This is a genomic window from Rhodococcoides navarretei (assembly GCF_038069675.1).
GTDB lineage: Bacteria > Actinomycetota > Actinomycetes > Mycobacteriales > Mycobacteriaceae > Rhodococcoides > Rhodococcoides navarretei.
Genome location: NZ_JBBPCN010000001.1, coordinates 4465045 through 4488655, shown reverse-complemented (window position 1 = coordinate 4488655; position 23611 = coordinate 4465045). Strand labels below are relative to the sequence as shown.

The following is a 23611-nucleotide window of genomic DNA, read 5'->3' as shown; positions in this document are numbered from 1 at the left end:
TGCGATTCCGACCATACTCACGATGTCCGATTCCGCTACTTCCGAGGGGGTCGGAGGCAACCTCACACGGCTCGTGCAGGGTGCGCGCCTGTCTTTCGACGCGACGACGGGCACGCAGTCGGTAGAAAGGTCGCGCGGTTGCGCCGCATGGCTCTGTCGGCAGCATCGCGGATTATTCGATCGACGAGTGCAGGATGATCGAGGTCAGACCAGGCGATTCGCACCACCTGGCGTCCGGTGGCGCGAATGCGATCCTCACGACGCTTCTCGTCCCACAACACATCGGCCGCAGACTTCCCCTCGGGCACGTAGCGTCCGTACTTCACCTTGCCGTCGAATTCCAGCACGGTCTCTATGTCGGGCAGATCGAAATCCACGCGCCCGGCGAGCCCACGGGAATCTGTGATCGGTACCTGCAGCTGTGGGGTGTAGCCCAGGCTGTGCAGCACTACTCGGGCGCGGGATTCCCCGACACTCTCGGACCGGCCGTCCATGAAGTCCGCGACTCGACGGGCCATCCGATTGCCCGGGTGGTTCGGGCAGGAATCCAGTTCCGCGAGAACATCTTCGGTGGTGAGTCCACGGGTTCTGGCAGCGAAGTCCGCGATACAGACGGCTGTCTCGAACGGGAGTGAGCGGGCACAATCGGCAACGGTGCGCGCGAGAGCCGTGACTCGCACGCCGTCGAAGTCCACAACTTCTTCGTCGGTGTACGGCGAGGTGTGCACCGCTCGAACGGCGCTGCTACGACCGCCGCCGCGGGCACGATTGCGCGTGATGTGCACTCGGCTCAGGTCGGCATTCCACACATCGAGACCGTGGAAGACCGCCGCACTCACATGGCTGACGACTGCGTCGGGTGAGGTGGTTGCGTCGAGCACAGCCTCTGCGATGACCCGATGCTTGTCTTCCCTCGGCAGTGCGTCGAATTCGTCTTTGCTGACGAACCTTCCGGGGCGGAGTCGACGCCACGCTCGCGTTCGGCAGTAGCGCTGCAACTCTGCGTCGGAAATTCCGCGGGAGAGTGCGTCGGATCGCGAGACGATGCGGGTCATGGAGAAATGCTCTCGGGCGCAATCGCTTTCGACAAGCCCCACGTGCCCGATTGTGGATAACTCGCTGCCTGTGGATAACTCGTGCCGGGACCGCACACCCCTACTGACGACTGCGCGCCCCTGCTCTGACGTGAGCATGGGCGCGCAGTCGGTAAAAAGGGTGTGAGGTTACTTCCGGCGACCCGGAACCTTGGCTCCCGGAGCGAATCCGAGTCCACCGGCCTTCGGCTTGGGTGGAGTGCGATCGTCGGCTTCACCCGCAGTGTCCGACGCCTCAGCCGCTGGTGCTGCAGTGTCCGACGCCTCAGCCTTCGGTGCCTCGGACTTCGGGGCCTCGGCAGATGCATCGGCTTCCGGAGTCGGCTCGGCCTTCTCGGGCTCTGCGTTCTTCGGCTCGGCCGGTGTCGCCGTAGATGCAGCACCGGGAGTGCGTGCACCCGGCTTCTTGAATCCGGACTTGACGGCCAGACCCTTCGGCTGGACGGTCGGCTTGGATTCCGCTGCAGCCTCGGTGGTGGGCTCTTCCGATACCGGTGCCTCGGCGGCCGGTGCCTCAGCAGCAGGAGCCTCGGACGCAGGCGCTTCGGCAGCAGGCTTACCCGGCGCCTTGGCTCCCGGCTTCTTGAATCCGGACTTCACGGCCAGGCCCTTGGGCTGAACGGTCGGCTTGGATTCGCTTGCCGCAGCACTCGATTCGGCAGACTGGCTCGTCTCCGGGGCAGATGCCGGAGCCGCATCGGCCTCGGCAGGCTTACCCGGTGCCTTGGCTCCCGGCTTCTTGAAGCCCGACTTCACTGCCAGACCCTTGGGCTTGACGGACGGAGTCGATTCCGAGGCCTCGGCGGTCTCGGCAGACGGAGCTTCGGCGGGAGTGTCGGCAGGTGCAGGTGCAGCCGCCTTCGCGCCGGGTGCCTTCCCCTTCATCTGCAGACCCTTGCCGCCGGGTGCCTTGCCGCCGGCCATTCCGAGTCCCTTGGGTTTCGGGGCTGCCTCGGCCTCGGCAGTGTCGGGCTGGGCGGTGGCTCCAGCCGAACCGGGTGCCTTGGCTCCCGGAGCCTTGGCCAGACCCTTCATCTTCAGTCCGCCGCCGGCCTTCGGAGCCGGAGCTGCCGGAGCGGACTTCGCCTCGGCAGGCTCTTCGACGGGTGCGATGCGCTCGGCCTCTTCGACCTCGGCAGCGTTCTCGGTGGCCAGCTTCTCCTCGGGAGTGCGCTCACGGGGGATGACCTTGATGTTCTCGCCGAGTACCGAGGACTCGACACGGGTGATCGACTCGAGCATCAGCTGCGCGACATCGACGACCTCGACGCCCTCGTGTGCGCCGCCTTCCTGACGTGCGGTGACACCATCGGTGAGCATCACGCGGCAGAACGGGCAGCCGGTTGCGATCTTCTTCGGGTTGGTGGCCAGCGCCTCGTCGACCCGGTCGATGTTGATGCGCTTGCCGATGTTCTCTTCCATCCACATGCGAGCGCCACCGGCACCACAGCACATGGACCGCTCACCGTGACGCGGCATCTCCTTGAGGTTGGAGCCCGACGCGGCCATGAGCTCACGCGGTGCGTCGTACACCTTGTTGTGCCGGCCGAGGTAGCACGGATCGTGGTAGGTGATGTCCTGGCCGACGGTGGCCACCGGGATCAGCTTCTTCTGGCGCACGAGGCGGTTGAGCAGCTGCGTGTGGTGCACCACGTCGTAATCACCGCCGACCTGCGGGTACTCGTTGCCGAGTGCGTTGAAGCAGTGGGCACAGGTGACGACGATCTTGCGCTTGGTCTGCTCGACGCCGTCGAACACGTTGTTCAGCGTTTCGATGTTCTGCATCGCGAGCTGCTGGAACAGGAACTCGTTGCCTGCGCGGCGAGCGGAGTCACCGGTGCAGGTCTCGTCCGCGCCCAGCACCATGAACTTCACGCCTGCGGTGGCGAGCAGCTCGGCGACGGCCTTGGTGGTCTTCTTCGCGCGGTCCTCGTAGGCACCGGCACAGCCGACCCAGAAGAGGTATTCGTAGTCCTGGAACGAATCGGCGTCCTGGCCGAAGACCGGGATGTCGAAGTCCATCTCGTTGATCCAGTTGAGCCGGTCCTTGGAGTTCTGGCCCCAGGGGTTGCCCTTGTTCTCCAGGTTCTTGAACAGACCTGCGAGCTCGGACGGGAACTCCGATTCGATGAGCACCTGGTAGCGGCGCATGTCGATGATGTGGTCGACGTGCTCGATGTCCACCGGGCACTGCTCGACGCAGGCACCACAGGTGGTGCAGCTCCACAGCACCTCAGGATCGATGATGCCGCCCTCGATGGCGTCGGCGACGAGCTTGCGATCGGCCTCGTCGCGAGCGTTCTGCGGGATGGCGTCGAGCGCCTTCTGGTCGACGTTGCCCTCGGCGTCGACGAGTCCGACCTCGTCGCCTGCCATGTCCTTCTTGCCGCCGGCCAGCAGGTACGGGGCCTTGGCGTGGCTGTGGTCGCGCAGCGACATGATCAGCAGCTTGGGGGAGAGGGGCTTGCCGGTGTTCCAGGCGGGGCACTGCGACTGGCAGCGGCCACACTCGGTGCAGGTGGTGAAGTCGAGCCAGCCCTTCCAGCTGAAGTCCTCGATCTTGCCTGCGCCGAACGCATCGACGTCGGGGTCGGCCTCTTCCATCTCGAGGACCTTGCCGCCGGACATCATGGGCTTGGCCGGGCCGAGAGCGACGGTGCCGTCGTCCATACGCTTGAAGTAGATGTTGGGGAACGCGGTGAAGCGGTGCCACGCGATACCCCAGTTGATGCGCGAACCGACGATGTAGAGCCAGATCATGCCGGACATCAGCTTGACGAACGCGAACACCGCGACCATGTTCGAGTTGGCGGGCAGCAGCTCGGCCAAGCGGATCGTGAAGAAGTCCGTGTACGGGTTTCCATGCCCGTAGGTGGCGATCTTGCCCGCCTTGACGAACACCATGCCCAAGCCCTCGATGAGCACGACGGCCTCGACGAAGTAGGCGGCCTTGAACCCGGAGCCGGCGAAGCGCGACTGACGCTCGGGCTTCCGCGGGTGGTTGAGCTGGCGAATGATGATCAGCGTGGTGATGCCGATGACGGTGCCGAGTCCGAGCAGCTCGTCGATGAGGTGGTACGCCGCGGTGTCACCGACGATGGGCCAGTGGAACTCCGGGTTGAACGTCTGACCGTAGGCCTCGAACCAGACAATGGCACCGAGCATGAAACCGATCATGACCAGCCAGTGCGCCCAGCCGACGGTGCGGAACTTGACCATCTTGGTGTGGGCCAGGAACTCGACGACCATCTGCTTGAAGCGAGGGACTATCGGTCGCCAGCGGTCGGGTGCCGGCTGGCCGAGGCGCACGATGTTGAACATCCGCAGGCCTCCGCGAATGAAGACGTACCAACATACGAGGCTGAGCAGAGCACCGACTGTGCCCAACGTGATCGTCAGGGCGTTCATGTCGCGGCCTTTCGTTCAGGTGGCAGCTGGAAGGGCTGCCGCGGGTTCAGCCCGTCGAGCATATGACGGTCCATGTTACTCGCCAGTAGCAATTCTTCTGTACTGGTGGGTAACTTAACACCGATCGCGTGGAGCGGCGCTGGTGGGCGTCGAAATGAGGCCGTCCGACGGGTGGGCTGAACTCGTCAGTAGGTTGTCTCCCGGATCACGTTAGGCGTAGGGCCTTCGGGGGTTGTCGAGAAGGCAGTCCTTACTTAGCCGAAATGCAGCTCTGGCCGTGAGGTGCCGCGCCGGCTTTTCGCGGTGCATCTGCCTGTCATTCGGACGAACGAACTGCGATGCCGGTCGGATGGCGATTCATGCCCCCTGCGCTGCATGAATCGTAATATTGTGACTGCTGACAACGAATGGGTTTCGAGACAGTGTCAAAAGGACAACGAACGGTCCGATTCGTGCGCTACACTTCGGTCGCATCGAACGTCGCAAAAGGGTCATCGGGGTGACTTTGAGCTCACGGGTCTGGGTGGACCGTCGAGCGTGCACATCACAGAAACGGAACAGCTCTACATGAAACTCAGCAAACTGGTCGTCACATCGGCCCTCGTCGCAGTCGCGATGGGCCTGGCCAGCGGAACCGCTTACGCGCAGGCCCCTTCTGAGCAGGCGACCCCCGGCGACACCAACTACACCGTCGACCTCGAAGATCGCACGATCGTCACCACGATCGATGCAGGCGTCTTCAAGGTCGCCGACGACGGCAAGACGGTCGACGTCCTCGACGCCGCCGACAACACCCTCGTGACGCTTCCGCTGTCGTTCAACCTCGGCGGACTGAACTTCCCGTACGAGCAGAACGTCGACGACGACGGCAAGACACTGCGTCTGGTTCCGAACCTCGACTTCACCAAGGCATCGGCCAACTCACGCAGCATAGGCGCAACCACCGTCGCCTCGCCCGAGGAGAACCTCAAGGCGCAGCAGAACTTCTCGTCGCAGCTCGGCATCGCGACGGCGATCGGCGGACTCACCGGCACCATCATCGGAGCTGGCTTGGGACTCATCGGCATTATCGGCGGCCCCGCTGTCATCCCGGCTGTGGTGACCGGTGCAGGCATCGGCGGCATCGTCGGCACCATCATCGCCGGCGGACCCACTCTCGTGGTTGCCGGAATCGACTTGATCAACACGCTGAACGCGGCACCGGGCACCACGGTCTGGGCCAAGTAGCCTTCAGCAACCCGCAGAGCCCGCACTCGTCGAGAGTGCGGGCTCTGTGCGTTGTGTGTGGGTGACCGACCGAGTTCGGTCCGTCGAGGCGAGCGTGGACGTCTACGGCACAAAGAGGTCGAACGCTTGTTTACACGCACCTACTGAACTTTCCGTACCGTGGAAGTCATGAAAACCGACTGTGCATCCGTTTGCGGGGTGATGGACGGAAAGCTGACCGACGAGCTCCGTGATGAGTGGGATGCTCTGGCGGAGCGGGTCGGCACGGTCTTCTCTTCCCGTCCGAGTTATGCGATGAACGCTCCTCGACCGGCGGGGAGTGAGCTCGTCTTCGTGCAGATACGTCGGGGCGGGCGTCTGGTGGCTCTGGCCCCGATGTTCGTGACGAGACTGGGTCCGCTGAAGGTGGCGAAAATTCTGGGGGCCGGACAAGGCGTCCCGACGGAATTGCTGAGCGAGGACGACGCGTCGTCTCACGCCCTGTGGGATGCCGTCGAAGACAGCGGTCTGCTGTTCTACGCGGATTCGATGATCGACGACAGGACTGCCGTCGCGGCGCTCGGTACGCACTCGCGGTGGCGGTCCGAGTCGATCGTGCGGGAGCGAGTTCCGGTGATCGAGGTGCCGGTGGGAAGTATCGCTGGACATGTGCGGGGGCGAAATTCGCTGAAGCGGCTCGCGAAGTACAGACGTCAGGCCGAGCGGGCCGGAACTCCCCTCACGATCGAGACCGTCCGCGACGCGGAGCACTTCGAGCGACGGTGGGAAGACATTTCTCGCCTGGCGGCCGCGTCGACCCACCGGACCGACCGTACCGACTACCTTGCGGAGCAATCGCCCGCCGACGCCTCGGCATCGGCCAAGGACTTCCTGGCTCGTGAGGCAGCGGCCGGGAGATTGGCTCTCTCCGGGGTGAGCGTCCAGGGGCAATGGCGGGCACAGCAAATCTGCGTTCGTACAGGGGCGCGGCTCGAAGCGTGGTTGACGCACTACGATCCCGAGGTTGCGAAGTATCAACCCGGGCATCAGATGATGGAATGGTTCGTGCAGACGCACGACGAACTCGACGTGACCGTGCTGGACCTGGGCGTCGGTGTCAACGACATCAAGAGGTCCTGGTCCACCTCGTCCTACGACGTATTGGCCGTGGTGGGCGTACCCGCGCGCACGAGGGGTTCCCGGATTCTGGTCGGCTTGCTGCGTCGATGGGAGCTGTCGCCCGGGTTCGCGCATGCCCGGAAGGTGGGCTACGCGGTGCTGTCACGTCTACGACAGTCCACGAACTAAGAGGTCCGGATCGTCAGACCGGGGTTGTCGGCGAGGACGTCGTTGATGGGGGTGGCGAACAGTTCGGGTCGCTGGCCCTGGAGCATGCTGAACACCATCGCGATTTCGCACGATGGCTGATCGCCCACATTCGAGGCGCTGGCGATGCCCACGGCGAGGGTGCCGCTGACGATGGGTCCACCGCTGTCTCCGCGTAATGCGCAGATGGAGGTGGAGAAGCTGCGATCGAAGACGTTCTCGCCCAGGGTTACGTTCTGACCCGTGGAAAGAATTGTGCCGCAACTGAAACCGGTCCTGGACCCGGACTTGCAGACCGGTGCTCCGACGATCGGATCCACTGTTCCGGTGACGTGCAGGGGTGCCGCCCCGGGTACTCGCACGGCGTTGCTCTCGAATTCGCCGACGTTGGCGTCGTCGACATCGATCAACGCATAGTCGTTGTGCGACTGGCTGGTTCGGTAGAACGAGCCGAACTTGGATCCGACGAGACTGCCGTACATCGGGTATGCGCCCGTCAGAGCTGCGGAACCGGTATCGGCGGTGTTCGGATTACAGTGTCCCGCAGTGATGTTGACCGAACCGTGGGTTGGATCGACGGCATTGAATCCCAGTGAGCATCGCTGACCGAGGCCGGCAGGCGTGCCCGCGAGGAAGCTGTCTCCGCCCAGATACGAACTCGGGCGAATCGGGCCTGCGATCGGTGATGGGTCGAACGGGAGCAGGTCCACCAGAGGTTGGACGACGTCGAGAACCGTGCCCGGGATCTCGATGGGAGCGGTTTCGACCTCGAAACCGCCGGCCGAGGCCGCGTCGGCCACATCGGCGTGGGTCGGTCCCTCGGCCACCGCGATCACCGGACGCCCGTTCTCGTCGAGCCACGCGTTCGTGACGGCGTCGGAACCGGTGGTGGCGATGAATTCGGCCAGTCGCCGAGCCGCATCCGCTCGGTCGAGAAACTGCTGCGGATCGAGCCCGAGGTCGCGGGCCACAGCGTCGGCCAGGGCCGCAGGCAGCACCGAGTCGGGAGCCGGATCGGCCACCGCGGTGGGCGCGGATACGGCCATCGTCAGTAGAAACGGAACAGCGACGATCGACAGCCGGCACGCTCGGCGACGCATAGAAACCTCTCCCCTGGGCATCGAGATGTGATGCCCTTCACCCCTGTCGTACGACTATAGGGGGTGGGTGGATCCCGGCGTACCAGGCTCACTCGGTTCGCAGCGTTGCTCCGGTCGCGCGGATGACCTGGTCGATGGGAATGCCCAGGCTGGCGGTGCCGCCGTACTGCGCAAGCGCGAGGTTCGCCTCGTTGCAATCGGGTGCGCCGCCGCTGTTGGATCCGCTGGTGATGCCGAGTGCGAGTGTTCCGGTCACGATGGCCCCGCCGCTGTCGCCCGCGAGAGTGCATGCGGTGCTGGCGAATCCGCGAACGGTGCGGGAGGTGCCGTCCTCCATGTAGAGCTGAGTCTCGACGCGATCGGCCGCAACCACTCCGCAGGTGAACGACGAGGACTGCCCGGACTTGCAGACCGGTGCTCCGATCACGGGAGCGGCGGTTCCGGTGACGGTGACCGTGCTGCCGTTGGCTCCACGGACGGTGGGACGGTCCAGTCCCGACGCCAATCCGGTGTCGTTGAGCGCGATGACCGACCAGTCCAGTCCGTCCTCCGCGCCCAGACTCGATCGGTCGAATGTCCCGATCTGTGTGCTGCGCGCGATGTCGGCCGCATCGGGAAGGTAGACCGGTGCGCCGCCGGACCCGGTGGCCTTGTTGGGATTGCAGTGGCCGGCAGTGAGATTGACGCCTGCACCGGCGGAGTCGACGGCATTGAAGCCGAACGAGCAGATGCTGATGTCGGTGGCCGGAGCGTCGGCGATCGGTCCGGTGGTGGTGACGTATGTGTCGCCGCCCATCGGAGCCGGGTCGACCGGCTTGTTTCCCCCGGGCGACAGAATGACCTTGATGTTCGCCAGCAGGGTCGGCAGATTCAGCGCGCTGCCGATCGGGCTGTTCACCAGATCGATGACGATCTGGTTGTCGATGAAGTCGATGGCGGTTCCGTTGATCTGCTCCGAGATCTCGCGAGGGAGACCGGCGATCCAACTGTTGAGATCTGCCAGCGACTTCTCGAGTCCGTCGGCCGAGACCGGCGACTGCGCAGTGGCGTATCCGTCCTTGGCGACGGCCTGCGCGGCGGCAGGCGAGGTGACGGCGACAACGGCATTGCCGTCGGGTCCGATCCAGGCACCGGCGAAATCTGCGGGACGGCTGGCCCGGAAGTCCGATGCGTACGCGGACAGTTCCTGAGCGCGGGCAGCACGATCGAGATACTCCTGCGGGGAGATCTTCAGATCTCGTTGCACGGCCTCGACGAGCTCTCGGGGAAGCTGATCGGCGGCTGACTGGACGACAGGATCCGCTGCCGCTGTTCCGGAGAACGAAGCAAGAAGAACGAAAGCCGTCGAACACAGTACTGCGGTGCGCAGGGCCCCGGTGTTACGCATGAAATCCCTTCATCGGGTGCTCGGCATCAGCGACCCACCTTAGGGCATGAGGCACAGAATCAGTGTTCGCGCAGCTCAGGGCTCATCGGACTCTTCGGGCGGGGTGGTGGTCGTAGCCGCGGTCGTCGTGGTGACAGCCGTGGTCGTCGTCGTCTCGACCGGGGTGGTCGTCACCGGAGGCGTGGTGACCACAGGCGTGGTGGTGGGTACCACGGGCGGCGGAGGAGGAACCGGCGCGGGTGGCGGAGCGGGAAGGGGTGCGGGCGGGACGTACGGCGCGTTCGTCGGTTCGTCGACCACCTCCGGCACGACGACCGGCTCGACGGGAGTGGCGGTCGTGGTGGACGGCGCGCGAGTGGAGGTGACGACCACTGAGCCGGCATCGGTGACGGTCGGAGGCGTCGAGGCGGGAGCAGTGCCGAACACTCCACTCACTGCCGCGATCGCAAGCACGATCACCACGCCTGCCGCTGCGCCTGCCACGATGGTGGCGATGGTTCGGGAACGCTCGCTGCGTTCTTTCTTCGCACCGACCGATGCGGCTGCTGCCGGGGCAACGGGCATGTAACCGGTGCTCGACGCGGTGTCGTCGACCGGTTCGATCGGCTGGGAGCGCAGTTCGGAGGGGGCGAACATCGGAGTGACCGCCGGGATCGCCTCGGAGAAGGCGAGGGACGGCATCGGCGCGACGACCGGGATGGCGTCGGTGTCGAGGGACTCCGTGCCGTCGTTGCGAGTGACCGCCGGCGCAGCACCGGTCACGAGAGAGTTGCCGTCGACGTCGTCGATCTCGGCGAGCAGCAGCGCGCCGCGAGTGGCAGCCAGCGGTTGGACGAGGAGCAGGCCGGACGAGCGTTCGGCGATCTCGGTTGCCACCGACGGGAGTGCCGCGCTACCGCCCGCGAGCACCACGGTGCCGGTCTGCGGCACGTCGAGCTCACGGAACGCCGGCGCGATCAGGGCGGCGAACTCGTCTCGCGTGACCGTCGTGGAGTGCGAGACACCGGGGAGATCGACCGAGATCGTGGCGGTCTCGTCCGTACTCAGGGTCTGTTTGGCGGCCTCGCACGAGGCGACGACGCCTTCGAGTGCGGCCAGGACTGTCGCGTCGGACAGGTCGATGTGCTCGCGATCGGTCACCACGTGATCGAAGAGTGCATCGGTGAACACGTCTCCACCGACGGCGGTGGTGCGCACCGTCCCACCTCCCGGGTAGGTGGAGATGTCGGTGCCGGTAGCGCCGATGTCGACCACCGTGACCGTCGCTGCCGAGCTCGGCTGCGCGAATGCGCTGGCGGCTTTGGCGTCGGGCACCAGCGCGACCTCGGTGAGGCCCGCATGATCGAGGGCGTCACGCAGCAGGGCGACGCTCTCCCGCGGCCACCGCGTCGGGTAGGTCATGGTCGTGACGGGAGTGTCGCCCGACTCGGCCGAGATCCCAGCCTTCGCAGACGCCATCGTGACGAGGCAGTTGGCGGCGTTGGCCATGAGGTCCTCGGCGCGGTAGGCGTCGGCGTCGGGCTCGAGGTCCTCCTGTCGGCCCACGAGATTCACGAACCGGGTGAACGGGGCGGTGTCGGCGGGTTCACCGAGGTGAGCGCGGCCGTTCTCGTCGAATCGCAGGGTCGTCGGTAGAACGACGATCGTCGGTTCGTCCCCGTCGGAGGCGCGGTAGGCCGCGACGGACCTGGTGTTGCCCACGGTGATTCCGAGATGACCGGCACCGCTCATGGAGTGTCCCCTGTCGATCGGTCGTTCGACGCCGAGTCGGAGGGTGTGCCGTTACGGGCCGCCGACTCCTGTTCGGATGGGGGCTCCTCGCCGGCCGGATCGGACTCGGGAGTCTCGCCGGACTCGTCGGCAGGCTCCTCGGACGGAGGATCCGTGTCCGGTTCGACCGGTTCGGCTGGTTCGGCGATGACCGGCGGCTCCGCGGCGTCGGTGTCCTCGGGGGCCTCGATCGCGGGGCGCGTGTCGATCTCGGTCTCGGTCGGCTCGCTCCGCGGGCGATCGGATGTTTCGGACGTTTCGGACGGGGTCGGCTCTTCGGTGGTGGTGGGCGCGGGCAGCGGTGCGACGGGAGCGATCTCGGCGGCCGGCTCGACGACGACGGTGGGGAAGTCGATCGGGCCACCCGACCCGGAGCCGATCGACGAGGTGGGCGGCACCACCTGAGCGTTGTCGACGGTGGGGACGGTGGTGTCGGTCGGCGTGCCGAGTTGCAGTGCGACGAGCGCGGCACCGACGGTCAACGCCGCGGCGAAGGCCGCCGCCGCGAACAGAGGGCGGCGGTCGGATCTCGCCGGTTTCACCACCGCAAAGCGTTCGGTGACGGCATCGACGGGGAACTCGGCGGCCAGAATGGCAGCGCCGCGCGCTGCGGCGACAGCAATGTCCTTCTTCTCCAGTGTCGCCCGCACCGACGCGTTCCAGGCGGCCAGCGCCTCCGCCTCGGCTACCAGCGAGACGTGGGCGAGCCCGTGCGCGTTCATCGCGGAACGCAGAGCGAACACCTGCTCGGCGGTCCACCGGGCCGGATAGGTCGCGGCCGCGGCGAGATCGGACGGCCGCAGATCGATCGACGACGCGACCTCGGTGAGCAGGCACAGCAGCGCCATCGATGTCAGTTGCTCGGCGGGGAAGACGGTGCCCTTGCTGCCGGTGACTCCCACGCCGTCGGCGAGGGAGTCGAGGAAGTGTGTGTACGCCTCGGAGTCGGCATCGGGTGCATCGCCGAGCGAGACCGTGCCGTCGGGATGTGTGTTGAGCACGGTCGAGTGCAGCGACGCCAGGTGCAGAGACGGCCCGGGCGCTATCGGATGGGACACGGCGGCGACGGCGCGGTCGTCGTCCAGGTAGAGGCCGACATCCGGGGTGCCGATCTTCGCACTGCCGGGCTGCTCGGTCATGGGAAATTACCTGTTCTCGGATCGGGAGTGGTGCTCGGTCGTTATGTCGCTCCGGGGCCGTGCGCAGTTACACCGCCGACGGCTGCGCTGGTCGAGGCCCCGTACCCCATGGCGCGCAGCATCGAGATCAGCTCGGACCTCGACTCGGCACCGAGCCTGCGCCTGATGCGGGCCACATGATGTTCGACGGTCTTCGGCGAGATGTAGAGCCGACTGCCGACCTCGCGATAGGTGACTCCGAGGACGAGCAGTTCGGCGACCTCGGCCTCGCGATCGCTCAGCGAACCCGTCGGCTGCGGCGTCGATCCCTGAGCGTCGCGTTGACTCGAGCTGGGCTGGCGCAACGACCTGGCGATGTGCAGCAGCGAGGTGGCCGTTGCGGTGTCGGTGACGGTCAGTGCGGCCTCGCTGGCCAGCCGAGCTCCATCCCAGGGCAAACCGAATGCGGTGAGCGTGCGCGCCGAATTCTCCACGTCGGTGGCGTCGGGTCTGCCCTGCAACACCCCGAGCCAGGCCCGCCCGGCCGCGGCGAGTGCGGCGCTGTACGGGTGGGTGGGAGCGGCCGTGGCAAGAGCCTTGGCATGCGGCACCAGCGCGTCGGGAGTCTGCGCCACGATGGCCGCCTGAACCTGATACCAGTGCAGCGCCGATGCCCAGACGGGCGGTTCGCCGAGCGCCGCGAGCAGGTCGGTGGCCTGTGCCACCAGATGTTCGACGCGGTCGACCTGGCCGAGACGGGTTGCAGCCAAGAGCAATTCGCCCAGGGGCAGCAGCGCGAACAGGTCGGTGGAGTACTCGGCGATCACGTTCTGCGCCTGGGTCCACGCCGTGATCAGCGAACCTGCGTCACCGGAGCGACGGGCCAGCCCCACCCGAATCGCCTGCAGGAACAGCTGATTGCGTACGTGCGACACCGGAATCCGCAACGCCTCGATCACTGCCCCGGCATCGGCCGTATCTCCCCGAAGCATCGACGCCCAGGCTCCGACGAGGCTCAGCCTGGTGTGCGCCTCGGATCCTGGACGGTGCTCGGGCAATGCTCTGGCCACGATGGAATCGCCCCGAGACAGGTCTCCGCAGTGCATCGCGTGCAGGGCAGCGATCGCAGCGGGAGTGTCCGGGGTGCACGCGCGATCGGACACGGTGCCCGTCAACGCTATTGCGCGCATCAATGAATTCGCAGCGGCACCGGATGCGGCCGGACTCCGCGAATCGATCGACCCGATGACCCCGGTTACGAGCAGAGTGCCCGAGGCGGTGCTCGACGTCGGTGCGAGAGCGGACACGGCAGCCATGGACCGGTCGGCGGCGCTGCGATCACCGGCGGCCGCGGCGGACAGGGCGGCCCACACCGCGTCGGGGCCGAGTCGATCCTCGCCGAGCCAGGAGAACAACTGTGCACTGCGCGAGGCCATTCCGCGTTGTGCGGCAATCGACGCCGAAACCCGAACCGCTGTCCGTAGATGCGTCGCCTCGCACCCGGCGGCGCTGTCGAGAACCACATCGGCGTAGCGACCGGCCCCGTCCAGATCCCCGGTGGCCGCAGCGACCTCGGACCTGCGGGCAGCCAATTCTGCCGCGTCGAAGCCCGCCTCGACGGCCGCGTCGTACAGGGCACCGGCGGTATCGACCGGAGCCGAATCGGCATGCTGAACAAGGAGATCGGCGAGCCCGGCGTGAACGACGCCGCGCTCTGCCAACGCACGTGCGGCGGTGGCGTCGAGCAGGCGGGATCGGACGGCGACGTCGGTGATGGTCGAGAGCAGGACGCGGCAACGCCCCTCGCCCATCGCCTCGGTCAGAGGGGCCTCGGCGGACGGGATCAACGTGCCCGCGGTGTCGAGCATGCCGGAGCTGCGGGCCAGGTCGACGACGGATTCGACGTCGCTCGCGCGGGCGACGATCTGCGTGGCCGACGCGGGGTCCGGGGTGATGCCGAATCGTGCCGCGAGCAGCAGTGCCCGGGTGTCGTCGGTGGCCTCGACCAGCATCCGACGGTGCTGTTCGGCAACGGATTCCGCGACGGCACGCAGCGGTGCCGGATCGGATCGATCGCCGCCGAGCGCGCCGAGGGCCGCGTCGACGGCGGCGAGAATACCGCCGGTCGCCTTGACGATGGCACCGGCGAGGGACGCCGATACAGGCCGGGCCGTGGCCGCCGCCCGCACCGATACGGCCGCCTTGTCCAGCGGAACCAGCGTCAGACGATTGGAACCGGCAGAGGAGACCAGCTTCTCGATGCGTGAATCGAAACTGCGTGGAGCGGTGGCGACGATCAGGGTGATGTCCGATCGTGTTGCAGCCGCGGCAATCTCGTCGAGCCGCTGCTCCGGCGACAGGTGCGCGTCGTCGACGAGAACCGTCGAGCCAGCCGGCGCGTCGGCGATGGTGCCCGTGTACGCCTCCACCGACGCCGCAATCGCGTCGAGCACGGCGGATCGACCGGAGCCGTTCACTCCGACGACCACGTGCAACCCGTTGGTGGTCAGCGCATCACGGACGAAGCGATCGGCGCGCTCGACGCCGACGAGCCAGGAGCAGGTGCTGGTCACGGGCGACCTATCGGCCGGTCAGGCCGCCGAGGGCACCGCCGAGCCCGTCACCCACGCCGCCGACGACGCCGCCGAGCCCGTCACCCACGCCGCCGACCACTCCGCCGAGGCCTTGGCCGACGCCCTGACCGACGTCGCCGATGGTGGGGCCCTGGTAACTCGGCACCTGCACGCTCGGAGCCTGCGGAACCTGCACGGCCGGTGGCTGGTAATTGGGAACCGTCGGGACGTTGGCGGGCGGGATCGTCGGCACGGTGGCCGCGCCGTTGCCTGCCGGTGCCGGGGCCGGGGCGGGGGCTCCCGCAACCGGTGCGCCGGTCACCGGGTCGATCTGTGTCACGGAGCCATCGGAGTTGACGACCGTGGTGGGGGCACCCTCGGATCCGGTTGCCGCAGCGCCGTTCTCGCCGGTGGTCGCCGTCGTCGCTCCGACGTCCGCCACCGTCGCAGTGGTTCCCGGTGTCTCGGTGCTCGAGATCGAGGTCTCCGCATTGGTTTCGGCGGGTGCGGTGTTGTCGGAGGTCAACGCCGTCCCCACCGACAGGCCGCCGCCGGCGAGCAGTGCGAGAGCGACGACGGACCCGGCCACGATGCCTGCCTTCTTGCGACCGGACATGCCCGAGTCCGAATCGACGGCGGTGGGCGTCGGTGCGGGGCGGGGAGTGGGGCGAGGCGTCGGGGCGGCTGCCGCGGCGGACGCCACTGCCATGGTGGGCACCGCGGCCAACGCGGCGGCGTTGTCGGCGGCCGTCGCGTCGGCGATATCGCTGCCGAGAATTGCGGCACCGACCGCGACTGTCAGTTCGGGGCGTGGTCCGGCCACCACGGGTGCCCGCAGTTCGGACGACATGAGCTCGGCGACGAGCGGAATGGCAGAGCTACCGCCGACCAGTACCACCTGATCGATATCGGTGACGTCGAGGCCCGCGGCCGTGACGGCGTCGCGCACCGTTCCGATGGACCCCAGCAGCGATGCGCGCACCAGTTCTTCGAGCTCGGAGCGCACCAGACGGACCTCGGTGTGCAGGCCCGGCAGGTCGACCGTCAGCGACGTCGACGTGTCGTAGGAGAGCTGCTCCTTCGCCTCGCCGCAGCGAGCCCGTAGTTCCACGAGTGCGCCGACGGTATCGGGGTCGAAAGGATCGAACTCGAACGACTGGCTACCCGAGACGGTGTCGAGGACGTACTGCATGATCGCGTGATCGAACTGCGCTCCGCCGAACTCCTGGGAGTGGACACCGGTGCCGATGACGCCTGCGTCGGAGCCGGTACGCATCAGCGTGACATCCAGAGCGCTCGCACCGAGGTCGTAGATCACGGCGAGGCCGTCGGCCTGCGGTCCGCGTGTGACCTCGAGCCACCGCATCGTGGCGACGGACTCGGGAACCAGAGTGACGTCGGTGAGCCCGGCGCGGTCCAATGCCTCACCGAGAACCCCGGCTGTGTACGCGTTCCAGCGAGTGGGGTGCGTGACGACGACGGTGGGAGCCGACTCGGTTCCGGCGGACGCCTCGGCAACCAGTGCGCGAGTGGCGGTGGCGTAGAGGTCCTCGGCGCGATGACTGCGGCCGTCATCGTCGATCAGTTCCACCGGATCGCCCACCCGATCGGCGAACCCGCTGATCAGATGCCGCGTCGAACGGTCCCACAGCTCGGCCAAGCTCGGGGCGGCACCTGGACGCAGGTCGAGCGCAGAACGCTTGGCCACCGAGGTGACGGGATCGGTGTCCAATGCCGCCACTGCGGTCACCGAGCCGATACGTATGCCGAGCCCTGCGTTCATGGTCGTGTCGCCGCCTTCGTCTCGCTCTGCCGTCCGTCGTACTGCCGTCACTGGCACTGTCGACAGAAGCTATCTGTTCGTTACGTCTCACAGCAGGTTAGAGCGCATAACGAGTGAAATCCCCTAAAGGGCCCATATCCCCTAACCGAAGTTCCCTGGCAACCCCCGGGGGACTGGGGGGATCGGCCCCGTTGGGCGGGGGCTCCACGATGCATAGCTTTGTGATCAACCACGAAGTACCACTCGTCAAGGAGACCCACGATGGCTACCAACGCCGTACTCGATTTCATCCTCAGCCTGCTGCGCGACGACCAGGCCGCCGCTGCGTACTGCGCCAACCCCGAGATGACGTTGGCCGCTGCCGGCCTCGGCGACGTCACCCATGCCGACATCGTCGCCGTGGCACCGCTGGTCGCCGAATCGGGACTGTTCGCCGGAGCCGGCAGCCAGCTCTCGGCCATCCTGGGCGCAGGCGGATCGGCAGGCCTCGACGGCGCACTCGCCGGTGGAGCGAGCCTCGGCGGCGGATTGTCGGCCGGACTCGGACTGGCTGCAGGCGCCGTCGCCGGCGGCGGACTCGCTGCAGGCGGCAGCCTGACCGGTGGAATCGACGTCACGGGTGAGATCGCTGCATCCCTGCAGGCTGCACTCGCTGCGGCGTTGGCCGTCGGCGGTCAGATCGGCCTCGAGCTCGGCACCGCATTCGGCGGCGCACTGGACGCTCTCATCGGTGCAGGCGCGGGCGTCGGCGGCGGCCTGGATCTCGATCTCGACGGTCTGCTCGGCGGCACCGTCGGACTCGGCGCTGCGCTGACCGGACTGATCGGTGCAGGCGCAGGCATCGGCGGCGAGATCAGTGGAGACATCGCGGCACAGCTTCAGGCAGCCCTCGACGCAGCACTCGGTGCGACCGGTGCCGTCGACCTCGGCGCGTTGGCCGACATCCAGGGTGGCCTGTCCGGTGCACTCGGCGCGATCTTCGGCGTCGGCGGAACGGTCGGAGCCGAGCTCGGCACCGCTCTCGGCGGAGCCTTCGACGCCGTCCTCGGTGCCGGAGCCGGACTCGACCTCGCAGGTGACCTGGGTGCCGCTCTGACCGCGGGCATCGGCGGCGCACTTGCCGGCCTCGGCACCGTCGGAGCAGATCTCACCACCGATGTCGGTGCAGCACTGGACGGAGCACTCGGTGCCGGTGGCGCGCTGGTCGGCGACATCGCCGGTGGCGTCGGAGCCAGCCTCGGCGGACTCTTCGCGGCAGACGGTGCCATCGCGGGATCCATCGGAACCGCACTCGGAGCCGTCCTGGACGCCGGTGCGCTCGCCGACCTCGACGTCGACGCCCTGCTGGCCGCAGGCGGCAACATCGGCGCCGTCGTCGGCGGTGCACTGGGAACTGCACTCGACCTCGACACCAGCGCGATCGGCAGCCTCACCGCGGCGCTCGATACCGCACTCGACGGTGCGATCGGAGCGGGCGCAGGCATCGGCGCAGGAATCGGCGGCGGACTTGTCGGCGGTCTCGAAGGCGGAGTTGCGGGCGGCCTCGAAGGCCTCCTCGGAACTGCCTTCGGCGTCGGCGGCACCGCGGGAGCCCAGCTCGGTACCGCCCTCGAATCTGTACTCGACACCAGCGCAGCCCTCGATCTCGGAGCCGCCCTCGGTGCCGGAGCCGACCTCAGCGCAGGACTCGTCGGAGCGATCGACACCGCGGTTGCCGCCGGAGCCGACCTCTCGGGAACCGTCGAAGCAGCACTCGGCGGAGTCGGCGGAGTGGGCGCGGATCTGTCGGGTGGCCTGGCCGGACTCGGCGGAGCGGGTGCAGGCCTCACCGGAGGACTGGCCGGACTCGGAAACGTCGGTGCCGATCTGACCGGTGGTCTCGCGGCTGTCGGAAATGTGGGTGCTGATCTGACCGGTGGTCTCGCGGCTGTCGGAAATGTGGGCGCTGATCTGACCGGTGGTCTCGCGGCAGTCGGAAATGTGGGTGCTGATCTGACCGGTGGTCTCGCGGCTGTCGGAAATGTGGGCGCTGATCTGACCGGTGGTCTCGCGGCTGTCGAAAATGTGGGTGCTGATCTGACCGGTGGCCTGGAGGCTGTCGGCAACGTCGGTGCAGGCGTCACCGGCGGACTCGCCGGTGTGGGTGAGGCAGGTGCCGGTCTGACCGGTGGGCTGGCCGGACTCGGCAGCCTCGGCGGCGGTATCGCAGGCGGAGTGGCCGGCGGAGTCGCCGGCGGCGTCGATGCAGCGGCGTCGGCCGGGGCCGGACTCGAAGGAGCCGTCACCGGCGCTGTGAGCGGCGGAATCGACGCAGCAGCGTCGGCAGGCGCAGGACTCGAAGGTGTCGCAGACACTGCAGGTTCGGTGGCCGGCGGCCTCGAAGGTACCGCTGGCGGAGTCGTCGATGCGGGAACCTCCGTCGGTGGGGAGATCGCCTCGAACGTCGGTGCCGGGCTGGACGCCGGTGCCTCGCTCGGAGGCGGCGTCGCGTCCACTGTGGGTGCGGGTTTGGATGCTGGTGTCGACGCTGCGGCTTCCGCGGGCGGCGAGTTTGACTCCGCCGCAGAGATCGGCGGCCAGGCCGCGGGCAGCCTCACCGGTGGTCTGCAGTCGGGTGCCGAAGGGCTGATCGACGCCGGCGGCAGCCTGTCCAGCGCTGCGTCGGGATCGTTCGAGCAGTCGAGCTCGTTCGATTCCTCGGCGACGGCGGCCGGTAGCGGCTGGTCGAGCGTCGACTCGGACGTCTTCGGTCAGGGCGAGACCGACTCGAGCCTGTTCAGCGAGTCGAGCCTGCACGGTTCGGTGGATTCGGCAGCGGACTCGCTCGGCAACGTCACCGTCGATCACGACTTCGACCCCACGCAGCCCTGATCCTCTCGCCTGAGGGCGGGCATCGATGCGACTCGGCCCCGAGTGTTCACCGGCACTCGGGGCCGAGTCGTCGCTAGAGTTCGTTCCTGGGCGCGAGAGTGGAGCCTGGTACTGCGGAAGTCGACGAGAATGGTTGTGAACACAAGCGTATGGACGGGCAATCTACGGAGCTGGCCGAGCTGCTGAGCCGTACTGCGGCGGCGGCGACAACAGCGGGAAGATCCGACCTGGTGGATCGAGCCGAGGCCGCGCGGTCGCGAGTCCTGGATCCACGTCGACGCATCATCGTGGTCGGACCGCTCAAGCAGGGCAAGAGCCAGTTCGTCAATTCACTGCTCAATCTGACGGTGTGCTCGGTCGGCGACGACGAGACCACCGCAATTCCGACAGTGGTCTCCAACTCCGAGAGTCTCTCCGCGCAGCTCGTACTCGCGGATCCGGGCAACGAGCCCATCCGAGTGGACGTTCCGCCCGAGGAGATCACGACGATCACCCCGGCGAGCCCACGCGCCCAGGGCCGAGAAGTGCTGCGCCTGGACATCGGGGTAGCGAGTCCGCTGCTCGCGGACGGTCTGGTGTTGGTCGATACCCCCGGGGTCGGCGGCCACTCGAATCCACACGCGGCAGGCACTCTGGGTCTGATTCCGTCGGCCGACGCCGTGCTCGTGGTGTCCGATGCCTCGCGCGAATTCACCGAGCCGGAGCTGTCGTTTCTTCGACAGGTGCAGGGATTGTGCCCGGCCGTGGCGGTACTGATCACCAAGATCGATCTGTATCCGCACTGGCGGCAGATCGTGGAGGCCAACCGTGGTCACCTCGACCGCGCGGGCATCGACGTGCAGATGCTGCCGGTGTCGTCCCTGTTGCGTTCGCACGCACTGCGTTTGAACGACGAGGAGCTCAATGCCGAGTCCGGTTTTCAGCAGCTCTACGCGTTCTTGCGCGACGACGTGGTGGCGCGGGCGGATGTCCTGGCGCGCTCGTCGGTCTCGCTCGATGTCCGATCGGTCACCGAACATCTGACACTGTCGTTGGGCAGTGAGCTTGCGGCACTGAAGGATCCGGAGCGGGCGGCAGCAGCAGTGGCCGGGCTGCAGCGCGCCAAGTCCGCTGCCGAGGATCTGCACAAGCGTTCGTCGCAGTGGCAGCAGACGCTCGGTGACGGTATCGCCGATCTCGCGTCGGACATCGATCACGATCTGCGCGACCGGTTGCGTCGCGTCACCCGTGAAGCGGAAGAAACCGTCGACGAAGGCGACCCCGGCAAGGATTGGCCGCAACTCGGCGAATGGCTCGAGGAGCAGATCGCCGCGTCGGTGGGCGACAATTTCGTGTGGGCTCACGAACGGGCACTGTGGCTTTCGGAATTGGTGGCCGAGCACTTCGCCTCCTCCGGAGCGGCAGCGCTGCCCGATCTCGATCTCGGCGATCTGGAGAACGTCCTCGACCCCGTGTCGTCGTTGGCCGATCTGGAATCGGGTCGTGTCGGGATCACCCAGAAGGTTCTCGTGGGAATGCGTGGGTCCTACGGCGGTGTACTGATGTTCGGTCTGATCACCACGTTCGTCGGGTTGAGCCTGCTCAATCCGATCTCCATCGGCGCGGGAGTGTTGCTCGGTACCAAGGCGTACAAGGAGGACAAGGAAAATCGGATCAAGGCGCGCCGATCCGAGGCCAAGATGGCGATCCGCCGTTTCACCGACGACGTCAGTTTTCAGGTGGGCAAGGAGTCCAAGGACCGACTGCGGCAGATCCAGCGCGTGTTGCGTGATCACTTCACCTCGATCGCCGAGCAGACGCTGCGTTCGCTCAACGAGTCACTGCGCTCGGCGCAGGAGGCGGCCGCGGCAGACAACACCGACCGCACCGCTCGCATCGCTGCGCTCGAGAACGAGATGCGCGTGGTGGCCGAATTGAATTCTCGGGCAGCAGCTCTCGTCAAGGACATCGCCGTATGAGCGTAGCGGCTCTCGCTCGGGCACGAGAACTGGTCTCGGCGGCACGCTCGACGTACTCCGGTGACGCCGAGGCGTCGTGGATGCTCGACGAATGCCTGTATCGCCTGGACGAGCCGCTGCGGGTGGCTCTCGCGGGATCCCTGAAGGCCGGCAAGTCCACGCTGCTCAATTCTCTTGTGGGGCAGGACATTGCCCCTACCGACGCGACCGAGTGCACCAAGGTCGTCACGTGGTACCGCAACGGCGTCACTCCTGCCGTCACGGCCTGGTACGACGGCGATCGAGCCGCGAACGTCCCGGTCCAGCGACGGGAAGGCCGATTGACGTTCGACCTCGGGTCCCTGACGGCCGCGCAGGTCGACCGACTCGATGTCGAATGGCCGGCGAGCGCGTTGGCGCAGACGACGATCATCGACACCCCCGGTACTTCCTCACTGTCGCGAGACGTCTCGGCGCGCACGTTGGCGATGCTCACCCCCGAGAACTCGTCCTCGGGTGCCGACGCCGTCGTCTATCTGCTGCGCACCCTCAATGCGACGGACGTGTCGTTTCTCGGGCAGATCGGCGCGCATGTGGGCGGTGACTCGGGCCCACTCGGGGTGATCGGCGTCGTCTCGCGGGCCGACGAGGTGGGCTCGGGCCGGATGGACGCGATGATGTCGGCCAAAGAGGTCGCCGCGCGTTTCGCCTCCGAACTCGAGGCCACCGGCCTGTGTCAGGCGGTGGTTCCGGTTGCGGGGCTGCTGGCACTCGGTGCGGAAACGTTGCGGCAGAACGAGTTCGCGGCGTTCGAGACGCTGGCTACCGTGCCTACCGAGGACCTGCAGTTGGCGATGCTCTCGGCCGACCGCTTCGTGCGACCGGAGAGCACGCTGCCGGTCGATGCATCGCTGCGGGCAAGCATCGTCGACCGTTTCGGGTTGTTCGGTATTCGGATGGCAGTGACGTTGATTCGGCTGGGTGTGCGCGATTCGCCCACGCTGGCTGCCGATCTGGTCGAGCGCAGTGGCTTGAGCGAACTTCGCTCGGTGATCGACGTGCAGTTCGGTCAACGTGCCGATCAGTTGAAGTTGCACTCGGCACTGGTTGCGCTGCAACGAATCCTGGAGTTCAGGCCGGAATCGCACGCCCTGCGCACCGAGGCCGGGCGGATGCTGGCCGACGTGCACGGATTCGCCGAACTACGTTTGTTGGGTCGATTGCGTTCCACCACACCGAAACTCCCGGACGGCGGACTGCTCGAGCTGCAGCGCATCATCGGCGGTTTCGGTATCGCTGCCACCGAGCGCCTCGATCTGCCGCCCGACGCCGGGCGCGTGCAGCAGCGCGATACCGCCCTGGCAGCCGTGCACAAGTGGCGAGCACTGTCCGAGCATCCACTGTTGGATCGGTTCACCTCGACCTCGTGTGCCCTGGCTGCCCGCAGTGCCGAAGGGATACTCGCCTCACTGGCCTGAGGATGCCCGGGGCAGGAGAGCGACGATCGTCGCGGCGGCCGCGGTGCCCGCCACGACGAAGGGTCCCCACTGAAGGACGCCGCCGAGTAGTGCGGAGGCGTCGGACACGAAGGTCGAGAACGTCACTGCCGCTCCGATGGTGAGGATTCCGACCGCGGCCATCAGAACCTTCGACGACATCGCTGCATTGCGCAACAGATTCAGTGCGACGAAGCCGAGCAACACGAGCACCGCCGCTGCGGCCCCGCTGGACAGTAATGTGGCCGAGGCGGTGTTGCGGACATCGGCGGCACTGGCCGTCGAATCCTGCTGTGACACTGCGGTTTCGACACCGGAAAGCACGGACTCCCAACTCAGTGCGACGATGCCGGCCAATGCGAGCACCAACACCGCCGTCAGAACCCACAGAGCGCTCGCGACCTTCGGCCGGACCGAGCGGGTTGGCTCCTGACGTGGCCGAAGAGGCTCGACGGAAACATCCGGCCGCGGGGGTTGCGGACGCGGCGGGACGGGCCTCCGCGATGTCGGGTCGTTCTGTTCTTCGGCCACGATGCAGGAGT

At 67.0% G+C, this 23611-nt stretch carries 14 protein-coding genes; 5 read left to right on the top strand and 9 right to left on the bottom strand.

The window, feature by feature from the left end; translation table 11 throughout:
• Positions 1–62 precede the first annotated feature (62 nt).
• Positions 63–1055: a type IV toxin-antitoxin system AbiEi family antitoxin domain-containing protein gene (locus tag AABD04_RS21175; protein ID WP_341442340.1), complete on the bottom strand. Its 993-nt coding sequence runs from the start codon at positions 1053–1055 to the stop codon at positions 63–65.
• Positions 1056–1223: 168 nt separating this feature from the next.
• Positions 1224–4502, bottom strand: a complete 3279-nt coding sequence (locus AABD04_RS21170; protein ID WP_341442339.1) for a (Fe-S)-binding protein — start codon at positions 4500–4502, stop codon at positions 1224–1226.
• 567 nt (positions 4503–5069) lie between these two features.
• On the opposite strand from AABD04_RS21170, the gene AABD04_RS21165 reads away from it, so the two are divergent.
• Positions 5070–5729: an ammonium transporter gene (locus AABD04_RS21165; RefSeq protein WP_341442338.1), complete on the top strand. Its 660-nt coding sequence runs from the start codon at positions 5070–5072 to the stop codon at positions 5727–5729.
• A 168-nt stretch (positions 5730–5897) separates the two neighbouring features.
• Positions 5898–7016, top strand: a complete 1119-nt coding sequence (locus tag AABD04_RS21160; protein ID WP_341442337.1) for a GNAT family N-acetyltransferase — start codon at positions 5898–5900, stop codon at positions 7014–7016.
• Here the strand turns inward: AABD04_RS21160 and AABD04_RS21155 are convergent.
• The 6 genes from AABD04_RS21155 to AABD04_RS21130 form a co-directional block, all read right to left on the bottom strand.
• Positions 7013–8134, bottom strand: coding sequence for a S1 family peptidase (locus tag AABD04_RS21155; RefSeq protein WP_341442336.1), 1122 nt, complete (start codon positions 8132–8134; stop codon positions 7013–7015). The two genes, AABD04_RS21160 and AABD04_RS21155, sit on opposite strands and share 4 nt — an antisense overlap.
• 88 nt (positions 8135–8222) lie before the next feature.
• Positions 8223–9521, bottom strand: coding sequence for a S1 family peptidase (locus tag AABD04_RS21150; protein ID WP_341442335.1), 1299 nt, complete (start codon positions 9519–9521; stop codon positions 8223–8225).
• A 75-nt stretch (positions 9522–9596) separates the two neighbouring features.
• The gene (locus tag AABD04_RS21145; RefSeq protein ID WP_341442334.1) at positions 9597–11252 is read right to left on the bottom strand and encodes an Hsp70 family protein; all 1656 of its coding nucleotides are present in this window, start codon (positions 11250–11252) and stop codon (positions 9597–9599) included.
• Positions 11249–12430 (bottom strand): hypothetical protein, encoded by a 1182-nt coding sequence (locus tag AABD04_RS21140; RefSeq protein WP_341442333.1) that lies wholly within the window; start codon positions 12428–12430, stop codon positions 11249–11251. The genes AABD04_RS21145 and AABD04_RS21140 overlap by 4 nt, the downstream gene beginning before the upstream one ends.
• Before the next feature lie 41 nt (positions 12431–12471).
• Complete coding sequence (locus AABD04_RS21135; RefSeq protein ID WP_341442332.1) at positions 12472–14982, bottom strand: helix-turn-helix transcriptional regulator; 2511 nt, start codon at positions 14980–14982, stop codon at positions 12472–12474.
• A gap of 7 nt (positions 14983–14989) precedes the next feature.
• Positions 14990–16816 carry an Hsp70 family protein gene (locus AABD04_RS21130; RefSeq protein ID WP_341442331.1) on the bottom strand — a complete coding sequence of 609 codons (1827 nt, stop codon included), beginning with the start codon at positions 16814–16816 and terminating at the stop codon, positions 14990–14992.
• A 210-nt stretch (positions 16817–17026) separates the two neighbouring features.
• Here AABD04_RS21130 and AABD04_RS21125 point away from each other — a divergent pair, with 210 nt between their 5' ends.
• The 3 genes from AABD04_RS21125 to AABD04_RS21115 all read left to right on the top strand — a co-directional run bounded on the left by AABD04_RS21125 (position 17027) and on the right by AABD04_RS21115 (position 23051).
• Positions 17027–19636, top strand: coding sequence for an IniB N-terminal domain-containing protein (locus tag AABD04_RS21125; RefSeq protein WP_341442330.1), 2610 nt, complete (start codon positions 17027–17029; stop codon positions 19634–19636).
• Positions 19637–19785: 149 nt separating this feature from the next.
• Positions 19786–21594: a dynamin family protein gene (locus AABD04_RS21120; protein WP_243596704.1), complete on the top strand. Its 1809-nt coding sequence runs from the start codon at positions 19786–19788 to the stop codon at positions 21592–21594.
• On the top strand, positions 21591–23051 hold the full coding sequence (locus AABD04_RS21115; protein ID WP_341442329.1) for a dynamin family protein: 1461 nt from the start codon (positions 21591–21593) through the stop codon (positions 23049–23051). The genes AABD04_RS21120 and AABD04_RS21115 overlap by 4 nt, the downstream gene beginning before the upstream one ends.
• On the opposite strand, the gene AABD04_RS21110 is transcribed toward AABD04_RS21115, so the two are convergent.
• Positions 23040–23600 (bottom strand): hypothetical protein, encoded by a 561-nt coding sequence (locus AABD04_RS21110; RefSeq protein WP_341442328.1) that lies wholly within the window; start codon positions 23598–23600, stop codon positions 23040–23042. The two genes, AABD04_RS21115 and AABD04_RS21110, sit on opposite strands and share 12 nt — an antisense overlap.
• Positions 23601–23611: the final 11 nt, after the last annotated feature.